This is a genomic window from Thermosynechococcus sp. HN-54 (assembly GCF_023650955.1).
Classification (GTDB): domain Bacteria; phylum Cyanobacteriota; class Cyanobacteriia; order Thermosynechococcales; family Thermosynechococcaceae; genus Thermosynechococcus.
In genome coordinates this window covers 1,574,309-1,594,596 of sequence record NZ_CP098039.1, presented here as the reverse complement: position 1 = coordinate 1,594,596, position 20,288 = coordinate 1,574,309, and the positions used below count along the sequence as shown (strand labels likewise).

Genomic DNA, 20,288 nt, shown 5'->3' with positions numbered 1-20,288 from the left:
GTGAGACTTCTATTGTAAGCTTACCTGCGTCTAAGGAACGCGGGCTTTTGCCCTAACCTGTTATTCTGTCGAGTAGAGAACAAGACAGCAAGTTGGGCGTCACAGGCTGGCTTACAATCAGCCCCACCCACAAGTCGAATCATCATTGCTCCGTTGAGGTCGGTATCGACTAACTGGTTGTACTTAGCGCACTGCGGGTTATTGCACTTGAAGTGCTTATGATTCCGACTGCCGATGTGCAGACAGCCTGCGCAAATCTGACTGGGATATCGGGGGGAGACGGAAATCACCTCTACTCCCGCTCGTAGCCCTTTGTATGCTAGGAACTGCCTCAGTTGATAGAAAGCAGCCCATGAGTTAGAGCGGCGCCGTTCTGTTTTGCTCCTCGGCTTTTGATTCGTCCGCTCTCTAATACTGGTTAGGTCCTCGACGGCAAGGCTACAGCCCGTAGCTTTTGCTTGGGCAATGATGGACTTGGAAATGTTATGGTTGACCCATTGTTGATAGCGCTTCTCGCGTCCAGATAGTCGTTTCAGGAGACGTTTCGCCCCCTTTGTACCCTTCCTTTGCAGAGAAGCTCTCACCCGAGCAAACTTGTCCCTCGCTTGAGATAAAGGCTTTCCCTCCCAGCTTTCGCCAGTAGATGTTACGGCGATGTCTCGTCTTCCAAGGTCAACGCCAATGACATCCTTACCGGGCTTAGGGTCTGGAACCTCCTCTTTCACTGGAATATGGAGATGGAACGTTCTGTCTCTACGCCTACAGAGCGTCGCCGATGTCGGCTTCTTCCCTTGGAGTTTACTCATTTGGTAATCCCCTAGAGTGAGCGGGATGCGTTCTCTGGCGTCGAGAGTAGAGAGGCTGACGCACTGCTCTTTTTCTCTGTAGTCAAAGAGGCGGGCATCGTAGTCAGCAGATGTCGGCTGAAAGAACTTGACGGGCTTGCCGACCTTTCGGTTAGCGGCGACCCGAGCACAGGCTCTAACTGTTAGATTGGCAGTGAGTCCAAATTGCGCCCTGACAGCCTTGTACGTCTCTGCTTGAAGCCGATGTTTGTTCATTACTTTAGGGTTGACAGTGCTGTTGATATAGTTGCAAGCCTCTGCAAACCGTTGAAGCGTTCGGTCTAATTTGACCACTTGCTCCGCGGTTGGGTTTAATTTGCAAACAATCGTCAACACTTGTTCCATGCCTGTCATTTTATGGCCTCGGTGATAAGAGTGGCCACTCAAGTTGCCTAAGGGGATCTCCTCCTTGCACTAAAGTGGTGAGGCTTTGACCCCAAATTTTTGGTTTCAGGAATTCTTTACCGCCGTGTAAGGCGAGTGGTCAACTCGAAAAGACAGGGCTATGCTAAGGTTGGAATCACGTGGTGGTCATCCCACTGCCGCCCTCTATTCACAATCTCTTGTATAGGAATGGAGTGTTTCCGTGACTAGCCGCAAAGTCCTTGTCATTGATGACAGCAAAGTGATCCGGATGCGCGTCCGTGAAATGTTGCCAGAGGGCGACTATGAGATTCTTGAGGCCAAGGATGGCCGTGAGGGGCTGCAACTCATCGAGCAGTCTGATCCCACTTTGATCATGCTAGATTTTCTGCTGCCGAAGGTGAGCGGTTGGGAAGTCTATCAGGAACTGGAGAAAAATGATCTCCTAGGGGCAATTCCCTTAGTGATCATGTCGGGACGCAAGGAAGAGGTCACCGAAAAGCTCCAGGAACCCTTTGAGTGGTTCGAGTTTATCGAGAAGCCCTTTGAAAAGGAACAATTGGAAGCAGCGATCCAAGAGGCTTTTCGCAAAGCCCGCAAGCCCAGACCTGTTAAGGCGGCTGCGCCTACTGCGGCAGTGGCTGCTCCCGTCGCTGTCGATTTGACCCCTGTCTATGAGAAACTGGCAGCCCTTGAAGGCGCCACTCAAGCCTTGCAGGCGCAATCTGTCAATGCAAGTGCCTTTGCTCAACTCCAAGCAACGGTTGCGCAACTGCAACAACAACCTGCGGCAACAGGCAGTGGCGGAGATGACCAGCGCCTCGCTGCTTTGGAAGCTGAAAACCAACGCTTACACCACGAAGTCGAGCAACTGAAGCGAGCTATCCACCAAATTGTGACGGCATTGCGGCGATTACAGGGAGGGCACTAACTACTGCCATTCAATCTCGCGGCGGCCCGCAAGGGCACTAGCAAGGGTCATTTCATCGGCGTAGTCGAGATCGCCGCCCACGGGCAGGCCAAAGGCAATGCGCGTCACTTTAACAAAGGGGCGTAGGAGTTGTCCCACGTAGAGGGTGGTAGTTTCCCCTTCGATACTGGGGTTGATGGCCAAGATCACTTCTTGCACCTGCGGTTGGCTAGCGCGCTGAATGAGAGGTTGAATGTGCAGGTGTTCAGGAGTGATCCCCTCTAGGGGCGAAATGAGTCCGCCCAAGACATGGTACTTGCCGTGGTACTCGCGGGTTTTTTCAATGGCAATGACATCGCGGGAATCGGCCACAACACAGAGAAGGTGACTGTCTCGCTGGGGTGAGGCACAGATTTCACACACGGGTTCCGCAGAGAGGTGAAAGCAGATGGAGCAGAGTCCCACCTGCTGTTTGGCGTCAAGGAGGGCTTGAGCCAAGGCTTGGATATCGGCTTCGGGACGTTTGATCAGGTGGAGGGCAAGCCGTTGGGCGGTTTTTGGACCAATCCCCGGTAGGCGTTGCAGGTGCTCAATTAGGCGCGCAAGGGGACGGGTATAGACACTACTCATGGGGCAATCAAGCAGGGACGGTAGCAAGGGGAGCGATCGCGCTCAGACGTAGTTTTGGATGATCCGCCATGGTCTGTTGCAGGTTCCACTCGTTCTTGAAGAGGAGTACTGGCCGTCCCCAACTGTCTTTGACTGTCACAGCATTAAAGATGCGGCCCGCGGCTACGAGGGCTTCCCAACCGTCGAGTACCCAGCGGGCAACGGTATAGGGAAGGGGGTCGAGGCGGGTTTCCACACCGTACTCATGCAACAGGCGAAACTGCACCACTTCAAATTGCAGCTGGCCAACTGCCGCTAGAATCGGTTCCCGTTTTGACTCATCGGTGGAGTACATGATTTGCACCGCTCCCTCTTCCCGCAGCTCGTTCACGCCCTTTTGGAAGGATTTGAACTTGGAGGGGTTGGGGTTGCGCAGATAGGCAAAGAGTTCGGGCGAGAAGCAGGGAATGCCCTCGTACTCCAATTTTTGACCAACGTAGAGGGTGTCACCAATGGCAAACATCCCCGGATTATTCAGGCCAATCACATCGCCTGCATAGGCAGTTTCAAGGGATTCACGACCTTGAGCAAAGAGTTTTTGGGGGCGAGAGAGGCGGATGGTTTTGCCAGTGCGAGCATGGTTGACGATCATGTCTTTCTCAAATTTGCCGCTACAGACCCGCACAAAGGCCACGCGATCGCGATGCTTTGGATCCATATTCGCCTGAAGCTTAAACACAAAGCCCGTGAACTGCTCTTGGGTGGGATCAATAGGCCCGCGATCGCTCTTGTAGGCCACTGGTGGCAACGCATAGGTCAAAAAGTGCTCCAGAAACAGGCGCACCCCAAAGTTGGTCATGGCACTGCCAAAGAAGACGGGAGTCATTTTCCCTTGATGCACCAGATCGAGGTCTAGTTCAGCACCAACACCATCGAGGAGTTCTAGCTCATCCTTGAGTTGGTGATATTCCAAGCGATACGGCTCAATGTAGGGGTCAATGGCGGGGTCGCCAAGGGCCATGACCGTTTCAGCCGCAGCACGGCTACCGTGGGTGGTGCGCTCAAAAAAGTGAAAATTCTGCCGCAGGCGATCATAGACGCCGCGAAAGCGATCGCCCATCCCCAGAGGCCAGTTCACAGGATAGGGAATCAGCCCCAGTTCCCGCTCAATTTCATCAATGAGTTCTAGAGGTTCGCGCCCCGGCCGATCCAGCTTGTTGATGAATGTAAAAATCGGTAAGCCCCGCAGTTGGCACACCTCAAAGAGCTTGCGGGTTTGCGGCTCTAGACCCTTGGCGGCATCCACCAGCATCACCGCATTATCAGCCGCTGCAAGGGTGCGATAGGTATCTTCACTAAAGTCTTGGTGGCCGGGGGTGTCGAGGAGGTTAATCTGATAGCCTTGGTACTCAAACTGCAAGACCGTGGAGGTAATCGAAATCCCCCGTTGTTGCTCCACTTCCATCCAGTCAGAGGTGGCTTGCCGCTGTGCCCGCCGTGCTTTGACGGCGCCTGCTTCATGAATGGCTCCACCGTAGAGCAGTAACTTTTCCGTGAGCGTCGTTTTCCCGGCATCCGGGTGAGAGATAATGGCAAAATTACGACGTCGCTTCACCTCTTGGGTGATTTCATGGTGCAAGTCACTGGTCATGGCAGAATCTGTAAGGGCTTTCCTAGTGTAACAGATGAGTTTTAATGACAACTAATAATGATAGTCAATCACCACTGATTCTCGTCACTGGTGGAGCGGGCTATATTGGTAGCCATACCGTTTTAGCGCTACAGCAAGCCGGCTTTCAAGTCCTAATCTTAGATACCCTTGAAGGCGGACATCGGGACTTGGTGGATGCCGTGCTCAAAACAGAACTCATTGTTGGCAATATTGGTGATCGCCCCCTCTTGGACTGGCTTTTTCAAACTTACCCAGTAACGGCAGTCATGCACTTTGCCGCCTACATTGAAGTGGGCGAGTCTGTCCGCGCTCCCGATCGCTTTTATCAAAACAATGTTCATGGTGCCCTGACCCTGTTGCAGGCAATGGTGGCCGCTGCGATTCCCTATTTTGTCTTTTCCTCCACAGCCGCTGTCTATGGCTTGCCCCCAGAGGTACCGATTCGCGAAACCTGTCCCTGTGCTCCCATTAACCCCTACGGTCGCTCCAAGTGGATGGTGGAGCAAATCATTGCTGATATGGGCACTGCCTACGGCCTTAAGTCGGTGATTTTCCGCTACTTCAATGCGGCAGGGGCCGATCCCCACGCTCGCCTTGGCGAAGATCACCATCCGGAAACCCACTTGATTCCACTGGTGTTGCAGGCAGCCATGGGACGACGACTTCACATCTGCATTTATGGCACAGACTATCCTACCCCCGATGGCACCTGCATTCGCGACTACATCCACGTAGTGGACTTAGCCCAAGCCCATGTGCTGGGATTACAGTACCTCTTGAGCAGCGGAGAGTCGCAAATTTTTAACCTTGGGAATGGGCAGGGCTTTTCGGTGCGGCAAATCATTGAAACAGCTCAGGGGGTCACAGGTTGTTTGATACCAGTGATTGAGGGCGATCGCCGACCCGGAGACCCTGCGATTCTCATTGCCAATAGCGATCGCGCCCGTCAGATTTTAGGTTGGCAGCCGCAGTACCCTGACATTGAGCAGATCATTCATCACGCTTGGCGATGGCACCAATACCGCCATGGATCAGGCACAATTGCGGCAATATAAACAATAGACATTTCAAAAAATCCCTATGGATTGTAGTATTCTCATTTCGTTCGTTGGCCATCAGGATCCCTACTCCGAGAAAACCAATCAGGAAGGCTCGATTGTCTCACTGGCAAAGTTTTTAGTGGAAAAGCAACCCCTCAAATGGGTTCTATTGCTCTACACGGAAGACTTTCAACAACGGGCGATCGACACCAAGGACTGGCTTCACAGTGAGTTGCAAATTTCCGAGGAGGCAATCCACCTAGAAGCGGTCAGTAGCGATCTCTCTGCTGATCCGATTAACCCCGTCCTTGTCGTCCAAGAGGCAAAGCGTGCACTACACCTAGCCAAGTATTATCAAGACTCCACAGACTGGCTAGAACTCAACGGTTCCTCCGGTACTCCCGCCATGAAAGCTGCTTGGGGCATTCTACAGGCGATCGCCACTCAACGCCGACTCCGTTTATGGCAAGTGCGCAACCCTCAAGAAGTTCGAGCTGGCCAAGCGCGAGTCTTTGCCGTGGATTTGAATGTCTTTCGCCAAGAGTTAGACCGCCAAGGCATTCAACAGCAGTTGGACAGTTACGACTACCAAGGAGCTGAAATTTCCCTTAAGAATAGCTCTATTGAGGCTCCTCTGGCCTTGGCACTGATCCGCTATGGCAAATATCGGCTTGCCCGCAACTACCACCAAGCCTTTGCTGCCATCAACCCCTACAAAACCGAGATTGAAAAGCTCTGGTTTCAGGAAATTGCCCAACTGCGGCAGAACAATCGTCCCGCCCTCTTTCGAGACACCTACTTTCAAGTAGCTGGCTTATTTAAGGTAGGGCGCTATGCAGAAGGCCTGATTTTAGCAGCCAGCTTGTACGAAAATTTACTGCAATACTTTGTCCAAATAAAGGTAGACCTTGATATTACGACAGACCAAAAGGATCGAGACCGCAGCCTAAAACTGCTGCAAAGTCATGATAAGGGTCAGCTTTGGCAGTACCTCAGGACTTATCAACAGTGGAGTGGGGATCGCTTAAGCCTCGATAGCGTCCATCGTCAGGTCTTAGCAGCGGTGTTGGACTATCATTACCATTCCCAAAACACCGCACTGGTTTCAGCCTTTCAGCAAATTGAAGCTTACTATCAGCAACGCAATGACGTTATTCACCAACTCGCAGGACTCGCGAATGTTGAAGATATGCAGAAAGATGTGGTGAATGCCCTGAAAAAAATTTTGAGTCAAGTGCTACCCCAAGAGCAGTTATCACTCAATCCCTTCAAGGGCTTAAACTACTCGATTGTCCGCTACCTCCCTTCCTCGATTGACGTTTTGAAGTAGGGCTTTGCGCCACTAAAGTGGGATTTTGTGCCACTATGGTTATAACCTCGAATCCCCCGCGATCGCCGCTCAGATCATTTTCAAAGCCACACGGATTTTGCAACTTATTATAAGGATCGTAAATAAAGAAAATCAAGTATTTAACATCTCTCATTAGTGGCCGATAGCCTTCAATATCTTCAGCTAGCTCGTTGAAAATTTCTTTTGCATTATCACTAGGCTTCTTACCGTTACTAGTAATCTTAACTTCAATACCACAGGCTTTGCATTTTAGAATGAAGTCGATTTTAGACCACCCGTTAGGGTAAGGTCTCGGAACTACATGTTCTCTTTTAATATTTGAGTTAGGAAAAGTATCTTTCAACAATTTTTCAAGAACATCTTGTACATGTTGCTCTTTGAAAGAACTAGGAAGCTGAGAATGTGCTTTGCTGTGAAAGTTCTTACACAGAATAATAATCTTATACACACTAATAATTCTATCTATGGATTTTTGCTTGCAGTGATCTAAAGCGACATCTCTTTCATCACTTAAGTAGAATGCCCTCTGGGGTTGCTGACTAAGTAGAGCTTGCTGATTCTCGCGAATGGAAAACCAAGCCGCACCCAAGCTAATTGAGACACCGCCCGTAGCTACAGCCATATTCCCATAGCCAATACCGACACCCGCACAGCCCAACCCTGCTAAAACCGCCAAGTCAGCCCACAGGCATTTGGTCGAGCAGCCTAGGACACGCAAAACTTTTTCTCGCAGCATAGGTTAAATAGACAATTTTTTTGGTTAGGCTACCATAGCTCTGTTCAAGGGAGCAAGATGTAAACAATAATTTATGATTTTTTATTAATGCCAATAAAGACTATAAAGCAAAAAGCCTACCCCGAAAGGCAGGCTGACCCATTCCATGAATTTTTTGTTCTCTCTAACGGCGCAAGGGCTGCTGAAGAACGGATATGCCTAAGAGCGGAGCAACGACCTAGAGGCTATTCAAAAAGCCAATCAGACCGTGACCCGTAATCACTTCCAAGGCCAACAGGGAGATAAAGCCGATCATGGCCAAGCGACCATTGAAGAGTTCTGCGTAGGGAGTAAAGCCGGCTTGCGGCTCACTCATCACGTACATTTTGGGTTCGATGGCAAAGTTGTTCATTTTGCCTTGGTCGTCAATGATGCTACCGCCTTTCATTTTGGTACTCCGTTTGTTACAAAGTGTTTCATGTTGTTAATATAACTTAACACTTCTCTGGGGGAATGGCAAGGGCTGTGGGATTTTCTTAAGATTTGAGGTCGCTGCGACAGTTTTCTGGCACCAGAGCGGGGTTTCGGTACAGTAGTGTGCTAGAGATGGGGTGGGAATCACCCACTGGTGTTCATGCGTCGCTTCTCCTTTTTCCCTTTTCAGCGCTCTACACGCCAATTACCGCCACAGCGGTCTGGTGTGAGCCAGTTTTTGCTGAAACCGCCGCAGTGGTTACGTCTGGCGCTGCGTTTGCGTGGCTCCGTCATTCCGGCTATTCTTTCGGAAGTCCTCTTTTGTGGTGGCTTTGGTGTGTTGGTGACGGCGATCGATCTTTATGTCATCAATGTCCACTGGCCAGTGCTGGGCAGCCTCATTCCCTCGATTGTGCTGGGGTTGCTCTTGGTCTTTCGTACGAACACGGCTTATGAACGCTTTTGGGAAGGCCGCCGCCAGTGGGGCAACATTGTCAACAACTCCCGCAGCCTCACCCGCTTGATGTGGACTGCCATTGACGAAAATAGTCCCGCGGATCGCCAAGCCAAAATTGAGGCTGTTCATTTAGTGGGGGTGTTTGCGATCGCCACCAAGCAACACCTGCGGGGCGAATCCTTTGCCGAATTAGAACCCCTGCTGAAGCCCCATCAATACAAAGAACTGCAAACGGTGCAAAATGTCCCCTTGCGTATTGCCCTTTGGATTGAGGACTATCTGCACCACCAACACCGCCGCGGCTCCTTGTCCCTGTACCAACTCACCTACATGGATGAACTCCTTGTGCAACTCGTGGATGCCATGGGTGCCTGTGAGCGCATTCTAAAAACACCGATGCCCCTTGCCTATGCCATTCATCTCAAGCAGCTATTATTCCTCTACTGCCTACTGCTGCCCTTTCAACTGGTGGATAACCTGGTGTGGTGGACAGGTCCAATGGTGGGACTCATTGCCTTTACCCTCTTTGGCGTTGAAGAAATTGGCATTGAAATTGAAAATCCCTTTGGCCGTGACCTCAATGACTTGCCCTTGGATGCAATTTGCCTAACAATGCAGCAGAATATCAATGACCTCATTAGTGCGCCGACCCATCGCCATCGCTCTGCCCAGCCCTTTTCCTAACTGATTCCTAGGGGTAATTGACCATGACTGCAACTGTGCTTTCCCCTCCGCCCGCAAGGGTTCATTACGAAGTGGTGCATCACCTACCGGGGCGACTGCGGTTGCGAATTCCGCGCCTGCAATATGACGATCGCTATGGGCGGCAACTGCAAGCTCTCTTTGTTCAAGAAGACAGTGTGCAACAAATTCGCTGCAACTGGCCCGCCGCTAGCCTGATTGTGCACTACAGCCCTGAAACTGACAATCCCCTCAACCGCTTTGGCCAATTGATTCAGGCCGCAGCAGATGAGCATCTACCTCTACCGCGGATGCTGCCCATTGATAAGTTGGTGTACTCCCCTTGGAACACCACTTACTTTATCGAGAAAATGGCGCTACCCACCTTGGCGTTGGCGATCGTGGCGCTGCTGCCGGTACAAACGCCCTTCTACCCTGCCATTGTCGCCAGCGTCATTGCCCTTGTGGCACTGCCCACGTTCCAAGAAGCGCTAGAGAGTCTTGAACACCGCCATCTCAATGTGACTCAACTGGAATCCCTCTGGACGATTCTGCATACGCTGCAAGGGGAATACATGGCGCCCGTGTTAGCCGCTTTTATGGGTCAAGTGGGCGGGTCGCTGCGGGATATGACGGCTCAAGTGGGGGAAAACCAAGTCTTTGACCCCCTCGATCAACAGCGCAGCTATTGGGTAGAGCGGGGTGGCACTCGCCAAAATATCTCTGTGCGCGAGCTACAAGTGGGCGATCGCGTGATTGTGGCAGCCGGATCTGCGGTGCCTGTGGATGGTACCGTGCTCTGGGGATCCGCCGTGATTCAGCGGCAGTTTCTTACGGGAGAGTCGGATCTACTGCCCTGTGAACCTGAGCAAAGGGTGCTTGCCTCTTCCCTTGTGGTGCGGGGACAAATTTGCGTTGTTGCTGAAGCCGTTGGTGAAGAGACGCAGGTGGGCAAAACGCTGCAACTGGCTCGCCAAGCGCCGCAACTGGATACCCGCATTGAAAACTACGCTGAGGAAATCTCGAACCAAGCCATTTTGCCGGCAATGGGCGTGGCTGCCATTGTCTATGGGGTTACCCTAGATGCCCATCGGGCGATCGCGCCCCTGCAATTGGACTTCGGCTCAGGGATTGGCATTACCATTCCCACTGCAATTTTGGCAGCCCTGACCCATGCGCCCCATGTCGGCGTTTATTTCCGCAATGGCCGCGCCCTTGAACTCCTCTCACGGGTCAATGTGATTGTTTTTGACAAAACCGGCACCCTAACGGAAGTGAAGGGAACGATTGTAGGGGTGAATCTCCTCAAGCCCGGCCTGAGTGAGCAAACGTTGCTCTATTGGCTGGCAACTGTTGAGCAGTCCATCAATCACCCCTTTGCCCTTGCCATCCTTGAGTATGCAGCGGAACGCGGAATCGAGAGCGGAACCTATAGCGACTGGGTCTATGAGCCGGGGAAAGGGGTGGCGGCAACCGTTGAGGGGCAGGAGATTCTAGTAGGTACCCCCCAACTGATGCGCGATCGCCAAGTGCCCATTGATCTTGATGAACTGCGTACCCAAGAAGGCGTGCTTTGGAACCGTTCCCTTGTCTGTGTTGCCTGTAACGGTGAACTGGTGGCACTGGTGTTCTATAGCAACCCCGTGCGTTCTGAAGCCGCGAGTGTGATTGCCGCTCTGCAACAGCGGGGCATTGAGTGCTATATGGTCACGGGAGATCACCACGAAGTCGCCAATGCGGTAGGCTATGCCACGGGCTTTCGCCTTGGTCAAATTTACACCAACATGCTGCCAGAGGACAAAGTTGAATGCCTGACGAAGTTCAAAAATGGCAGCGAAAAACTGGTCGCCTATGTGGGGGAAGGCTTCAACGATACAGCAGCGATGGCCTACGCTGATATTTCCATTACCCTTTCTGAAGGCAGTGATGCAGCGCGGCAAACCGCAGATATTCTCTTGATGAATAATAGCCTTGAGGGACTGGTGCAGGCGATCGCCCTCAGCCAAGAGGTGATGAATATCATTCACCAAAACATTGCGCTTGTGGTCGTTCCCAATGTCAGTGTGGTGTTAGCAGGGGTCTTTTTGAGCCTGCATCCTGTCATCGCCGTTTTGATTAGCAATGGCGCAACCCTCTTGGCGGAACTGAATAGTCTGCGGATTCTCACGGACTATCGCCCCGTCAAAATTGAGCACAAGTCTAGTCGTAGCCGTTCCCAAGCGGGCATCCTCGATATTCCTTGGAAAAAACGTCCCCGCCGCAGCTTTAGCCATTTGAGTACCCAGTTGAGTTCTGAGTCACGGCGCAATGGTCACGTCCCCTCAGAAGCTTGACCAACAACTTCAGCAGGTCAATCAACGCCTGAAATTGGCGCAGTTGGGTCTGCAAATTGAACAACGCGGTCAACGCCTCAGCCTGCGGGGTACGCTTCCCCCCCGACCGGGGAGTCATCGGCTGCGCGCTCACCAACAGCGTCTAAGTCTCGGTTTACCCGCTACACCGAGCGGCCTCAAGGCGGCAGAGCGAGAAGCAAAAATTATTGCGGCCAAATTGCTTGAAAACACCTTTCGCTGGCAGGACTATGAGCGGGTCAAGGGGTTAGGGCGTCTTGGCGAGTTATCCCTAGGAGAGCAAATTGCTGCCTTTGAAACGGCTTTCTTGGCTCAAGATCGCAGTCGTACCACTTGGGAGACGGCCTATGCCCCCTATCTGCGTCAGTTGCTCAAAGCGGCTGCTGCCCATCCCGATCATTCACTACCGGAACTCATCTACAGTCTGTTGCGGCAAATCCCCGCCGACAAGCGACAACGGCAGGTGGCCTGTACCGCCTTTCAAGGGTTTTGTCGGTTCCTAGGGGTGGAGTTACCAATTCCCCTGTCTCAGTTTTGGGGCACCTATTCCCGGCGATCGCTCCAACCACGGCAGTTACCTAGTGATGAGGAGATTCTCGCTGCCTACCAGCAGATTCCCAATCCCCAGTGGCGGTATGTCTATGGCTTGATGGCCGCCTACGGTCTGCGCAATCACGAGGTGTTCTTCTGCGATTTAAGCCGCCTTGTCACAGGCGACCCGGAAGGGATGATTGAGGTGCAGGAAACCACGAAAACTGGCTGCCATCAGGTATGGCCGTTTCCGCCGCAGTGGGTTGAGGTCTTTGGGTTGCGATCGCCCCAGCTGCCGAGGATCAATAGCGATTTGAACCGGACCACCCTACAACGCATTGGCCAGCGGGTCAACCAACAGTTTCGTCGCTATGGCTTGCCCTTTCACCCCTATGATTTGCGCCATGCTTGGGCAGTGCGAACCATTCACTATGGTCTACCCGATACCGTCGCTGCGCGGATGATGGGACACAGTGTTGCCATTCACACTCAAACCTATCACCGCTGGTTAACCCTACGGGATCAGCGGCAGGCAGTTGCCCGGGTGCTCACTCAATCGGAATGCTCTTGAAGTCATTGGGAGGCGGCGAGGGGGGGGTGGGGGGCTGATAGTCGCCATACTGCTTGATCCAGTCGCTGACAGGCTTCTGATCAAGGCTCAACCCCAATAATCCAGAGACAAAGCCACCCATAAAGGCCACAGGTCTCTGGCTCAACTCCTTGACAAGGGGCGCTAATTCGCTCAGGAACATAGGCAGCAATATCAGCACAGGTTTCCTTCTGATTGTAGCTTAGGCACAGGGGAACGCGCCTAAAATTTAGCACGGACAAGAAATTCATAATCCCCGCCCGGCTCCAACTGGTAATCCTGCTGCTCTAGAAACCGCCCCAAGGGTTCTTTGATCAGGGCACGCCCCAAGGCTGGAGAGATGAAAAGTTTTTTGGCCTTAAACTGCCAGCAAAATTCCCACTGGTAGTTGCTAGCACAAACTTGACCGCAAATGTGACCCTCTTGCCAACTTTGGGCAGTGATATGGACATAGGCGATGGTGTGGGGCGGGGTAGCCACAATCTCCAGCCAGCTGCTAACGCAATTGAGTCACGACTTGATTATCAATGAGACGCTCTTGGGTGAGCAAGTCATCAACGGTCACCCGCAGTTGGCGATCGCCATCCACTTGAAAGAGAACCCGAATGCGATCGCTCCCCGGATAGCCGGGGGGATCCAGCTTAGCGAGGGTTTTGCCTTGGGGAGTGTCATTGAGGGGCTGCACGGTGCGCTCACCGGCACTGCGGGTAATCAGGCGATCGCCATCAAAAAAGATCTCCACGCCCCCTTGCTCATCCCCCAGTTCGCCAATCACTAGTTCAATACTAGGCTGCCCTTCCGTCGAAGCCCCTAAAATCAATTCCACCGGTTCGCCCATGGGGTAGGGTTGTCCCCGCTGGATAATGGGATGCCAGCCATGGCGGTTGAGCTTAGCATCCCAGAAGCGAATGCCGTAGCTGTGGTAAAGAAAGTCCTTGAGATCCAGCCCTTGGGTCACGGCCAAAGCACCCATCGCCACTGCCGTAAAGGGCTGTTGGGCGTTGATCTTTGTGGCGTCAAAATACTCGGCAACCCATTTTTGCACCGCGGGAATTTGCGTGGTTCCCCCCACTAAGAGTACCGCATCGATCGTGTCGGGGGTAATTCCTTGGCGGCGGGCCTGTTGGAGCACTTGGGTGAGGGCATCATCGAGGCGTTGGAAAAATTGCTGTTGGCGAAGAATCTCCTCCAGTTCAGGCCGTTCGAGGCGCAGTTCAAGGGTAGTGAATGTTTCGCTATCAAAATACACCTCTTGGGCATAGGGTTGCTGCGAGAGTTGAATTTTTAGGCGTTCGGCAAGGCGCAGGAGCAGGCTATTGGCAGTCATGCCGCGCTTTACCCACTCATCCACAATCCAGTGGTCAATATCGGTGCCGCCGAGGTTCAATCCGGCTTTGGCAATCACCCGCGCTGTGCGGGGACGTTGGTTGTCGCTAGCAGCCCACTGGCGATCGCCCCACTTGAGAATAAATCCCAAGGGAGAACTTTGACGTTGATCGGTCTTGAGTTCCACAAGGGAGAGATCGAGGGTGCCACCCCCAAAATCAATCACCAAGATCAGCGGGCGATCGGCCACCCCATAGCCCAAGGCGGCAGCAGTGGGTTCATCCAAGAGGCGAATTTGCTCAATAGCAAACCCCTCACACACCTGCAATAGCCAACTGCGATAGGTCTCAAAGCTATCCACTGGTACCGTGAAGATCAACCCCTGTTCGACATCGCCGCCGCTAGTGTGTTTCAGTTCTTTCAACAGGGCTTGCAAAAACCACGTGCCAATAGTTTCAAAGCTCAAAGAACAGCCATCCAGCTCCGGTAAATACCCCTGCACGCTGGCGCCAATGCCCCGCTTAAACCGCGAGAAAAAGCGGCGATCGCCCACCACATCCAACCCGCGATCGCGCACCTGCTGCCCCACCACCACAAGGGGCACACTGGCATCTTCCACATAGACCAAACTGGGAATGAGGGCGGGCACCTCACCAAAGCCCACGGAGAGTCCTGAAAGCGTTACTGCTTCGGCTGCTTGAGTGGCATAATTCCAGCGCGCCACCAACGTATTACTGGTTCCAAAATCAATTGCGTAGGTCACCGCTTAAACACACAAACACAATTTTCTAATCCTTACCTTAAGGGATATTTTCTGCCCCTGAGATCCGAGGAGTATGTCACAATAGGAAAGCGATCGCGAAAAGATTTAGGTGATTTTGGGAATGGCGAGCCAAACAGGTGTACTACTTCTCAATTTAGGGGGACCTGATCGACCGGAGGATGTGCGCCCCTTTTTGTACAACCTGTTCTCCGATCCCGAAATTATTCGCCTGCCCTTCCGTTGGCTACAAAAGCCCCTTGCTTGGTTTATCTCCACCAGTCGTGCCCGTCGCTCTCAGGCCAACTATGCCCTAATTGGTGGTGGCTCTCCCCTGCGGCGAATTACTGAGCAGCAGGCGCGTGCCCTGAAAGATGCCCTAGGGCGCATTGGCATTGAGGCCAATTTGTACATTGGCATGCGCTACTGGCACCCCTTTACGGAGGAGGCGATCGCCCAAATCAAAGCCGATCAGATTCGCGATCTCGTCATTTTGCCCCTCTATCCTCAGTTTTCCATTAGCACCAGTGGCTCCAGTTTCCGTTTGTTGGAAAGTCTTTGGAAACAGGATCCTGAACTGCAAAAAATTCGCTACACGCTGATCCCCTCTTGGTACAACCACCCCGGCTATGTGGCTGCCATGGCGGATTTGATTCGCCAAGAACTAGACCAATGCCCCAACCCCGACGAGGCAGTGATTTTCTTTAGTGCTCACGGCGTTCCCAAAAGCTATGTCACCGAAGCAGGGGATCCTTACCAAGAGGAAATTGAAGCCTGTGTGCGGCTGATCATGGCTGCCCTAAATCGCCCCAATGCCCACGTGTTGGCCTATCAAAGTCGGGTGGGTCCAGTGGAGTGGCTGCAACCCTACACCGAAGATGTCATTCCTGAATTGGCCGCTCAAGGGGTGAAAACCCTTGTTGTTGTTCCCATTAGCTTTATTTCAGAACACATTGAAACCCTCCAAGAAATTGACATTGAGTACCGCGAGATTGCTGAAGAAGCGGGGATTGAAGTCTTTCGGCGGGTGCCTGCTCTCAATGATCACAGTGGGTTTATTGCCGCTCTTGCCCAGTTGGTGAGAGACGCCCTTGCAGCACCACCCCGCACCTTTGCCGAAGTGAATAAGTCCCGCAAGCGGGTGAAGCTCTATCCTCAGGAGCGCTGGGAATGGGGGATGACCTCCGCTGCCGAACGCTGGAATGGTCGCTTGGCAATGCTGGGATTTTTGGCCTTGATGATTGAGTTGATTAGTGGTCAGGGGCCATTACATATGTTAGGGCTGCTGTGAAAAATTGCCGCTTGTTGCCGATGGGAATCTGAAAATTTTCGATAGAATAGGGGGTAACCTCACTGGCAAAGGGCTACACTTGTGTCTGAATCGCCCAAACCGGAATTTGACAAAGAAAAATTTCTATTCCCCATCAGTCGTTACCACGGCTCATTCACGCCGCAAAATTTGGCCTTTAATGCCAATTTACAGGAATTTGCCCAACGGGTGAGCTATATTTGTGGCCTAGAAACGAGTGGTAAGATTAGCTCTGAGGAGGCATATAATCAAATTAAAGCTCTCTGGAAGCAACTCAAGAAATCGCGAGACTTGCTCTTTGCGAGTCCTCCTCCCGGCGAAGATGCCGAGAGTACCGATACTGATTAGTTTTCATTGATTCAGATGTCTCGCTTGACACTCATGACCCTGTTGTTAAGCTTGAGTACTGCTCCCTTTTTGGGCGTTTTGTGCTTCGGGCAGGGACTGTGGCAGCTGGGGTTGTCTTTGAGTGCAAGCAGTACTGAGCTGTTGCGGGGCGATCGCCTGCCTTTGGTGGAACGCGACGAGACTTAAATCCTAGGGGTAAAAAGCGACTTGGGGTAAGCCCAGCGTTTCTGGCCAGCCCATCATTAGATTCAAGCACTGCACGGCTTGGGAGGCCTGTCCCTTCATCAGGTTATCAATCGCAGACATAACAATAACGCGCCCCGTGCGCTCATCCACCTCGATGCCAATGAAGCAGGCATTTGTGCCCCACGCCCATTTGGTTTGGGGATAGAGGCCAGGGGGTAGGATATTGACCCACGGAGAATGGCGATAAAAGGCTTGGTAAATGGTAATCAAATCCTCGCGCACAAGACCCGGATCTCGGAGGGTGGCATAGACAGTGGCCAAAATCCCTCGCGGCATGGGAACTAGGTGGGGCGTAAACTGCACAAGAACGCTTTGACCGGCCAATTCGCTACAAATGGCTTCAATTTCTGGGGTATGGCGATGTCGCGCAACATTGTAGGCCGCAAGGGAGTTGTCGGCTTCCGCAAGCAGGAGATTGATTTTGCCTTGACGCCCCCCACCAGACGTACCCGACTTGGCATCAATAATGGCGGTATTCGGTTCAATCAGGCCTTGCTTCATCAGCGGTGCTAGCGCCAACAAACTGGCGGTGGGATAACACCCCGGACAGCCAATCAGAGAACTCGTAGCAATGCGATCGCGATAGAGTTCTGGCAACCCATACACCGCCTTTTGAGCCGTGGCACTATCCTCCCTTGGTTCACCGTACCACTGGGTGTAGGTTTTCAAATCCTGAAAGCGATAGTCCGCCGACAAGTCCAAGACTTTACAGCCCCGTTCAAGCAGTTGGGGGGCGAGTTTACAGGCAATGCCATTGGGCAGCGAGAGAAAGACCACTTGGGCGCGATCGCTAATCACCTCCACAGAGACCGGTTCAACCGTGAGATTCACGCGGCCTTGCAAATGGGGGTACAGTTCCGTGTAGGGGCGACCGGCACTGCCTTCACCACCGAGGTACACAATCTCCACTTGCGGATGCTCAAGCAGTAAGCGCACCAACTGAATGCCCCCATAGCCAGAGGCACCGACAATCCCTACCGTCACGCGATCGCCCATAGTTCCTCGATATTGCGATATTGCCGCTGTTGCTGGCCTCACCACTGCGATAGTGCCATCGAATCCATCGTTTCGCCAAGGGGGCAAACTAGGGTGATAAAGTTAAGAATTATTACAAATCTAACCTTGGGTTTCCTCTCCTAACCCTTGAACCGCCTTGGCTGGTACAGGCTAAAATAACGACGAGTAACCTGTGGGGAATTGTGAATCGATGACATCGCCAATTGACTGGGACTACTTGGCTGCCCTTTCGGGGGGCGATCGCGAGTTTGAGTTGGAACTGCTGCAAACCTTCGTTGAGGATGCCCAGCAGCGCTTAGAGGCATTGGCGGAAGCGGTCAATCAAGGAAACGTTGATCAAATCAAGCGGGACGCCCACCATCTCAAGGGGGCAAGTGGTAACGTCGGCATTAGTGCCATGCAAAGCGTAGCCGCGCAACTGGAACAATCCACAACCCCGGAAACGCTCGCCCAAGCGAAAACCCTAGTGGAGGAGCTACAACGCCTGTTTGCCACCGTTGCCAGTGAGGTCTCCGCTTAAGACCCATGTCGATCCTGCCCCCCGATAGTCTGGAGACTGCTCTGATCCAAGCTCAGCAGGCCACCCAAGCTGCGCTGCAAGAGGGTAAAAATCGCCTGCAAATCGAGATCCTGTTGCCCGATCTCAATGTGATGGCCTTTGCCGCTGGCTACCTTCCTCTCTTTGCGGAACTCGGTTCTGATCTCAAGGTCTTTTTTGCCGATGCTGGATCTGCCGCCCTTGCCCGTCGCGAATGGGGTGAAACCACCTATAGTGTGCGGGGCGTCAATGAACTACTGACACCCATTACAGCGAGCGATCGCGCCATTGTCATCGTTGCCCCAACCCCTGTAGAAGTCAATACTATTGAGCAGATGTGTGAAACTGCTGGCGATCGCCCCTTTATCCTTTTAAACCCAAGGCTTCAGGATGTGGCCGTCGTGGGTATTGGGTACGCTGGTCGGCGGTTACGGGAGCGATTTCTGAACACCCTTGAACCCTGCTATTACCTTCGTCCCTTAGCAGAAACCCTCATTCTCTGGCGCTGTTATCCTCAGCCATGGCAAATTTGGCAATATAGCGAAGCAACGCCCACCTGTCTAGGGGAATTTGACCAACGCCCCAGTGGCGAAGAGATTGAGCGTGTCCTGACGCCCCAAGGGAAACCCCGTGGTCGGGGAGTGTTTAGTCGCTTAGGTGCCTTTTTGCGAGCACTTCAGAATTAGCCAATCCCTAAGGGATGGCCGGTTCAGTGTTACTTGTTGGCGGGGGTGACACCTCGGGGATTGTGTCTGTTGGTGTCGGTGAGGGCACAGGTGTCGGTGGAGATGACTCAACGGTGGTGGGGGGGGCGACGGGAGGCTCTGCGCTCCTTGGGGGCTTTGGGGACTTTGGCGGTTTTGGAGATAGAGATGGAGGAGGAATCGGCGTTGGCTCTGGGGATGCTTCCTCAGGACTCGGGCTAGGGGTGGGAGTTTTCGTCGGCTCTGGGGTAGGCGTTTCCGTCGGCTCTGGGGTGGGCGTCGGTTCTGTAGGGGTGGGTTTCGGCTCTGGCGTTGGTGTCGGGGTGGGGGTGGGCGTCACCTCTACGGGTGGCACGATGGTCGGCAGGGTGGGTGGAAATTCCTGTTCCTGAGGGCGTGGGGGGCGAGGGGTGACTGTGTCCACGGGTTGATTGCGTAGAAATAGCCCTAGGCCAATGCCTGCTAAGCTGCCAAAGATTGCCGTTCCCAACAGCCATAGCCACGGCGAAAAATTACGTTGTTTGGGGGGAGCAACGACGGCTGTCCCCTCCGGTTGAGTATTTGCCAAGATAGTGGCTCGGTGCTGCGGCATCACCGCTACGGTTGCTGTGGTTTGACGCGCCACGGACTGCCCCATGACCAGTTGCAGCCAAGACCGCACGGTTTGTGGACGCTCACGGACATCTAAAGCCATTCCTGCTTCAATGGCATCAATGGTGCGTTGGCTAAGATTGGGCTGAAACTGTCGTAAATCCTCGAGAGGCACGCGATCGCGCAATATTGAGGCTACAGGAGGACGTCCAGCCAACAGGGCATAAAGCGTTGCCGCCAAGGCATAGACATCGGTTGCCGGCGTCCATTGGTGGCGGGGCAAATACTGCTCAACGGGCGCATAACCAGCGGAGAGTAGCCCCGTATTCGTCTCTGTCACGCCGGTGGTGTACTCACGGGCAATGCCAAAGTCAATCAGTACCACTTGATCGGTACTGTCTCTGAGCATGATGTTATCGGGCTTGACATCGCGGTGTAGCAGTCCATGCTCATGTACCAATTCAAGGGCACTGGCCACTTGGCGGATATAGTGAAGAGCTGTTTTTTCCGGCAGGGGACCTTCCTCTTGGATCACCTGGGCAAGGGTGCGTCCGGGGATATAGTCCATGACAATAAAGGGACGCCCTCCCTCAATAAAGCAATCACTGACACGCACAATGTGGGGATGATTAAACTGGGCAAGGCGTTGGGCTTCTTGGATAAACCGCTCCCCTAGGTCGTGAATTCGCTTGGGGGGTTCCTGTTGGAGGTTCAACGTCTTGAGCACCACCGGCTGATGGAGGAGTGTGTGGGTTGCGCGATAGGTGACACCAAAGCCCCCCTGACTCAAAAGGGCATCAAGGCGATACTTTCCCCCTTGGAGGGTTGTGCCCACACTAAGTAGACTGAGGGAGGACATAG

Annotated in this window: 20 protein-coding genes and 1 pseudogene; 11 read left to right on the top strand and 10 right to left on the bottom strand. The window is 53.0% G+C overall.

What is annotated here, in order from left to right; translation table 11 throughout:
• Positions 1-20: 20 nt before the first annotated feature.
• Entirely contained in the window at positions 21-1,061 is a 1,041-nt protein-coding gene (locus NBE99_RS13325; protein ID WP_315897322.1) for a transposase, read from the bottom strand.
• 370 nt (positions 1,062-1,431) lie between these two features.
• Between NBE99_RS13325 and NBE99_RS07720 the strand changes: the two are divergent.
• Positions 1,432-1,941, top strand: a pseudogene (locus NBE99_RS07720) (response regulator); the annotation flags it as partial.
• A 198-nt stretch (positions 1,942-2,139) separates the two neighbouring features.
• Here NBE99_RS07720 and recR read toward each other — a convergent pair.
• Entirely contained in the window at positions 2,140-2,748 is a 609-nt protein-coding gene (gene recR, locus NBE99_RS07715) for a recombination mediator RecR (protein ID WP_250681521.1), read from the bottom strand.
• 7 nt (positions 2,749-2,755) lie between these two features.
• Positions 2,756-4,378 carry a peptide chain release factor 3 gene (prfC, locus tag NBE99_RS07710; protein WP_250681520.1) on the bottom strand — a complete coding sequence of 541 codons (1,623 nt, stop codon included), beginning with the start codon at positions 4,376-4,378 and terminating at the stop codon, positions 2,756-2,758.
• Positions 4,379-4,422: 44 nt separating this feature from the next.
• On the opposite strand from prfC, the gene galE reads away from it, so the two are divergent.
• Entirely contained in the window at positions 4,423-5,454 is a 1,032-nt protein-coding gene (galE, locus tag NBE99_RS07705) for a UDP-glucose 4-epimerase GalE (protein ID WP_250681519.1), read from the top strand.
• Positions 5,455-5,479: 25 nt separating this feature from the next.
• A complete protein-coding gene (locus NBE99_RS07700) occupies positions 5,480-6,769 on the top strand; it encodes a hypothetical protein (RefSeq protein ID WP_250681518.1) in 1,290 nt (429 codons plus the stop codon).
• On the opposite strand, the gene NBE99_RS07695 is transcribed toward NBE99_RS07700, so the two are convergent.
• Complete coding sequence (locus NBE99_RS07695) at positions 6,708-7,466, bottom strand: hypothetical protein (protein WP_250681517.1); 759 nt, start codon at positions 7,464-7,466, stop codon at positions 6,708-6,710. The genes NBE99_RS07700 and NBE99_RS07695 overlap by 62 nt on opposite strands.
• Before the next feature lie 277 nt (positions 7,467-7,743).
• Positions 7,744-7,953, bottom strand: a complete 210-nt coding sequence (locus tag NBE99_RS07690; protein WP_126987406.1) for a chlorophyll a/b-binding protein — start codon at positions 7,951-7,953, stop codon at positions 7,744-7,746.
• 186 nt (positions 7,954-8,139) lie between these two features.
• Between NBE99_RS07690 and NBE99_RS07685 the strand changes: the two genes are divergently transcribed.
• From NBE99_RS07685 to NBE99_RS07675, 3 genes are read left to right on the top strand one after another with little or no spacing between them, the layout of a single operon-like run.
• A complete protein-coding gene (locus NBE99_RS07685; RefSeq protein WP_250681516.1) occupies positions 8,140-9,120 on the top strand; it encodes a bestrophin family protein in 981 nt (326 codons plus the stop codon).
• 23 nt (positions 9,121-9,143) lie between these two features.
• Positions 9,144-11,450, top strand: coding sequence for a heavy metal translocating P-type ATPase (locus tag NBE99_RS07680; protein ID WP_250681515.1), 2,307 nt, complete (start codon positions 9,144-9,146; stop codon positions 11,448-11,450).
• The gene (locus NBE99_RS07675; protein ID WP_250681514.1) at positions 11,425-12,570 is read left to right on the top strand and encodes a tyrosine-type recombinase/integrase; all 1,146 of its coding nucleotides are present in this window, start codon (positions 11,425-11,427) and stop codon (positions 12,568-12,570) included. The genes NBE99_RS07680 and NBE99_RS07675 overlap by 26 nt, the downstream gene beginning before the upstream one ends.
• On the opposite strand, the gene NBE99_RS07670 is transcribed toward NBE99_RS07675, so the two are convergent.
• From NBE99_RS07670 to NBE99_RS07660, 3 genes are read right to left on the bottom strand one after another with little or no spacing between them, the layout of a single operon-like run.
• On the bottom strand, positions 12,548-12,751 hold the full coding sequence (locus NBE99_RS07670) for a hypothetical protein (protein WP_250681513.1): 204 nt from the start codon (positions 12,749-12,751) through the stop codon (positions 12,548-12,550). The two genes, NBE99_RS07675 and NBE99_RS07670, sit on opposite strands and share 23 nt — an antisense overlap.
• Positions 12,752-12,810: 59 nt before the next feature.
• On the bottom strand, positions 12,811-13,068 hold the full coding sequence (locus NBE99_RS07665; protein WP_399370244.1) for a DUF3146 family protein: 258 nt from the start codon (positions 13,066-13,068) through the stop codon (positions 12,811-12,813).
• A 16-nt stretch (positions 13,069-13,084) separates the two neighbouring features.
• Entirely contained in the window at positions 13,085-14,677 is a 1,593-nt protein-coding gene (locus tag NBE99_RS07660; RefSeq protein WP_250681512.1) for an Hsp70 family protein, read from the bottom strand.
• A 121-nt stretch (positions 14,678-14,798) separates the two neighbouring features.
• Here NBE99_RS07660 and hemH point away from each other — a divergent pair, with 121 nt between their 5' ends.
• From hemH to NBE99_RS07645, 3 genes are all read left to right on the top strand, one after another.
• Positions 14,799-15,965, top strand: a complete 1,167-nt coding sequence (gene hemH / locus NBE99_RS07655; protein WP_250681511.1) for a ferrochelatase — start codon at positions 14,799-14,801, stop codon at positions 15,963-15,965.
• Between the two features lie 81 nt (positions 15,966-16,046).
• A complete protein-coding gene (locus NBE99_RS07650) occupies positions 16,047-16,331 on the top strand; it encodes a hypothetical protein (protein ID WP_250681510.1) in 285 nt (94 codons plus the stop codon).
• A gap of 15 nt (positions 16,332-16,346) precedes the next feature.
• Positions 16,347-16,517, top strand: a complete 171-nt coding sequence (locus NBE99_RS07645) for a hypothetical protein (RefSeq protein WP_250681509.1) — start codon at positions 16,347-16,349, stop codon at positions 16,515-16,517.
• 3 nt (positions 16,518-16,520) lie between these two features.
• On the opposite strand, the gene argC is transcribed toward NBE99_RS07645, so the two are convergent.
• Entirely contained in the window at positions 16,521-17,573 is a 1,053-nt protein-coding gene (gene argC, locus NBE99_RS07640; RefSeq protein ID WP_250681508.1) for an N-acetyl-gamma-glutamyl-phosphate reductase, read from the bottom strand.
• A 211-nt stretch (positions 17,574-17,784) separates the two neighbouring features.
• On the opposite strand from argC, the gene NBE99_RS07635 reads away from it, so the two are divergent.
• Positions 17,785-18,114, top strand: a complete 330-nt coding sequence (locus NBE99_RS07635) for an Hpt domain-containing protein (RefSeq protein WP_250681507.1) — start codon at positions 17,785-17,787, stop codon at positions 18,112-18,114.
• Positions 18,115-18,119: 5 nt separating this feature from the next.
• Positions 18,120-18,818, top strand: a complete 699-nt coding sequence (locus NBE99_RS07630) for a DUF1995 family protein (RefSeq protein WP_250681506.1) — start codon at positions 18,120-18,122, stop codon at positions 18,816-18,818.
• 7 nt (positions 18,819-18,825) lie between these two features.
• On the opposite strand, the gene NBE99_RS07625 is transcribed toward NBE99_RS07630, so the two are convergent.
• On the bottom strand, positions 18,826-20,286 hold the full coding sequence (locus NBE99_RS07625; RefSeq protein ID WP_250681505.1) for a serine/threonine-protein kinase: 1,461 nt from the start codon (positions 20,284-20,286) through the stop codon (positions 18,826-18,828).
• Positions 20,287-20,288: the final 2 nt, after the last annotated feature.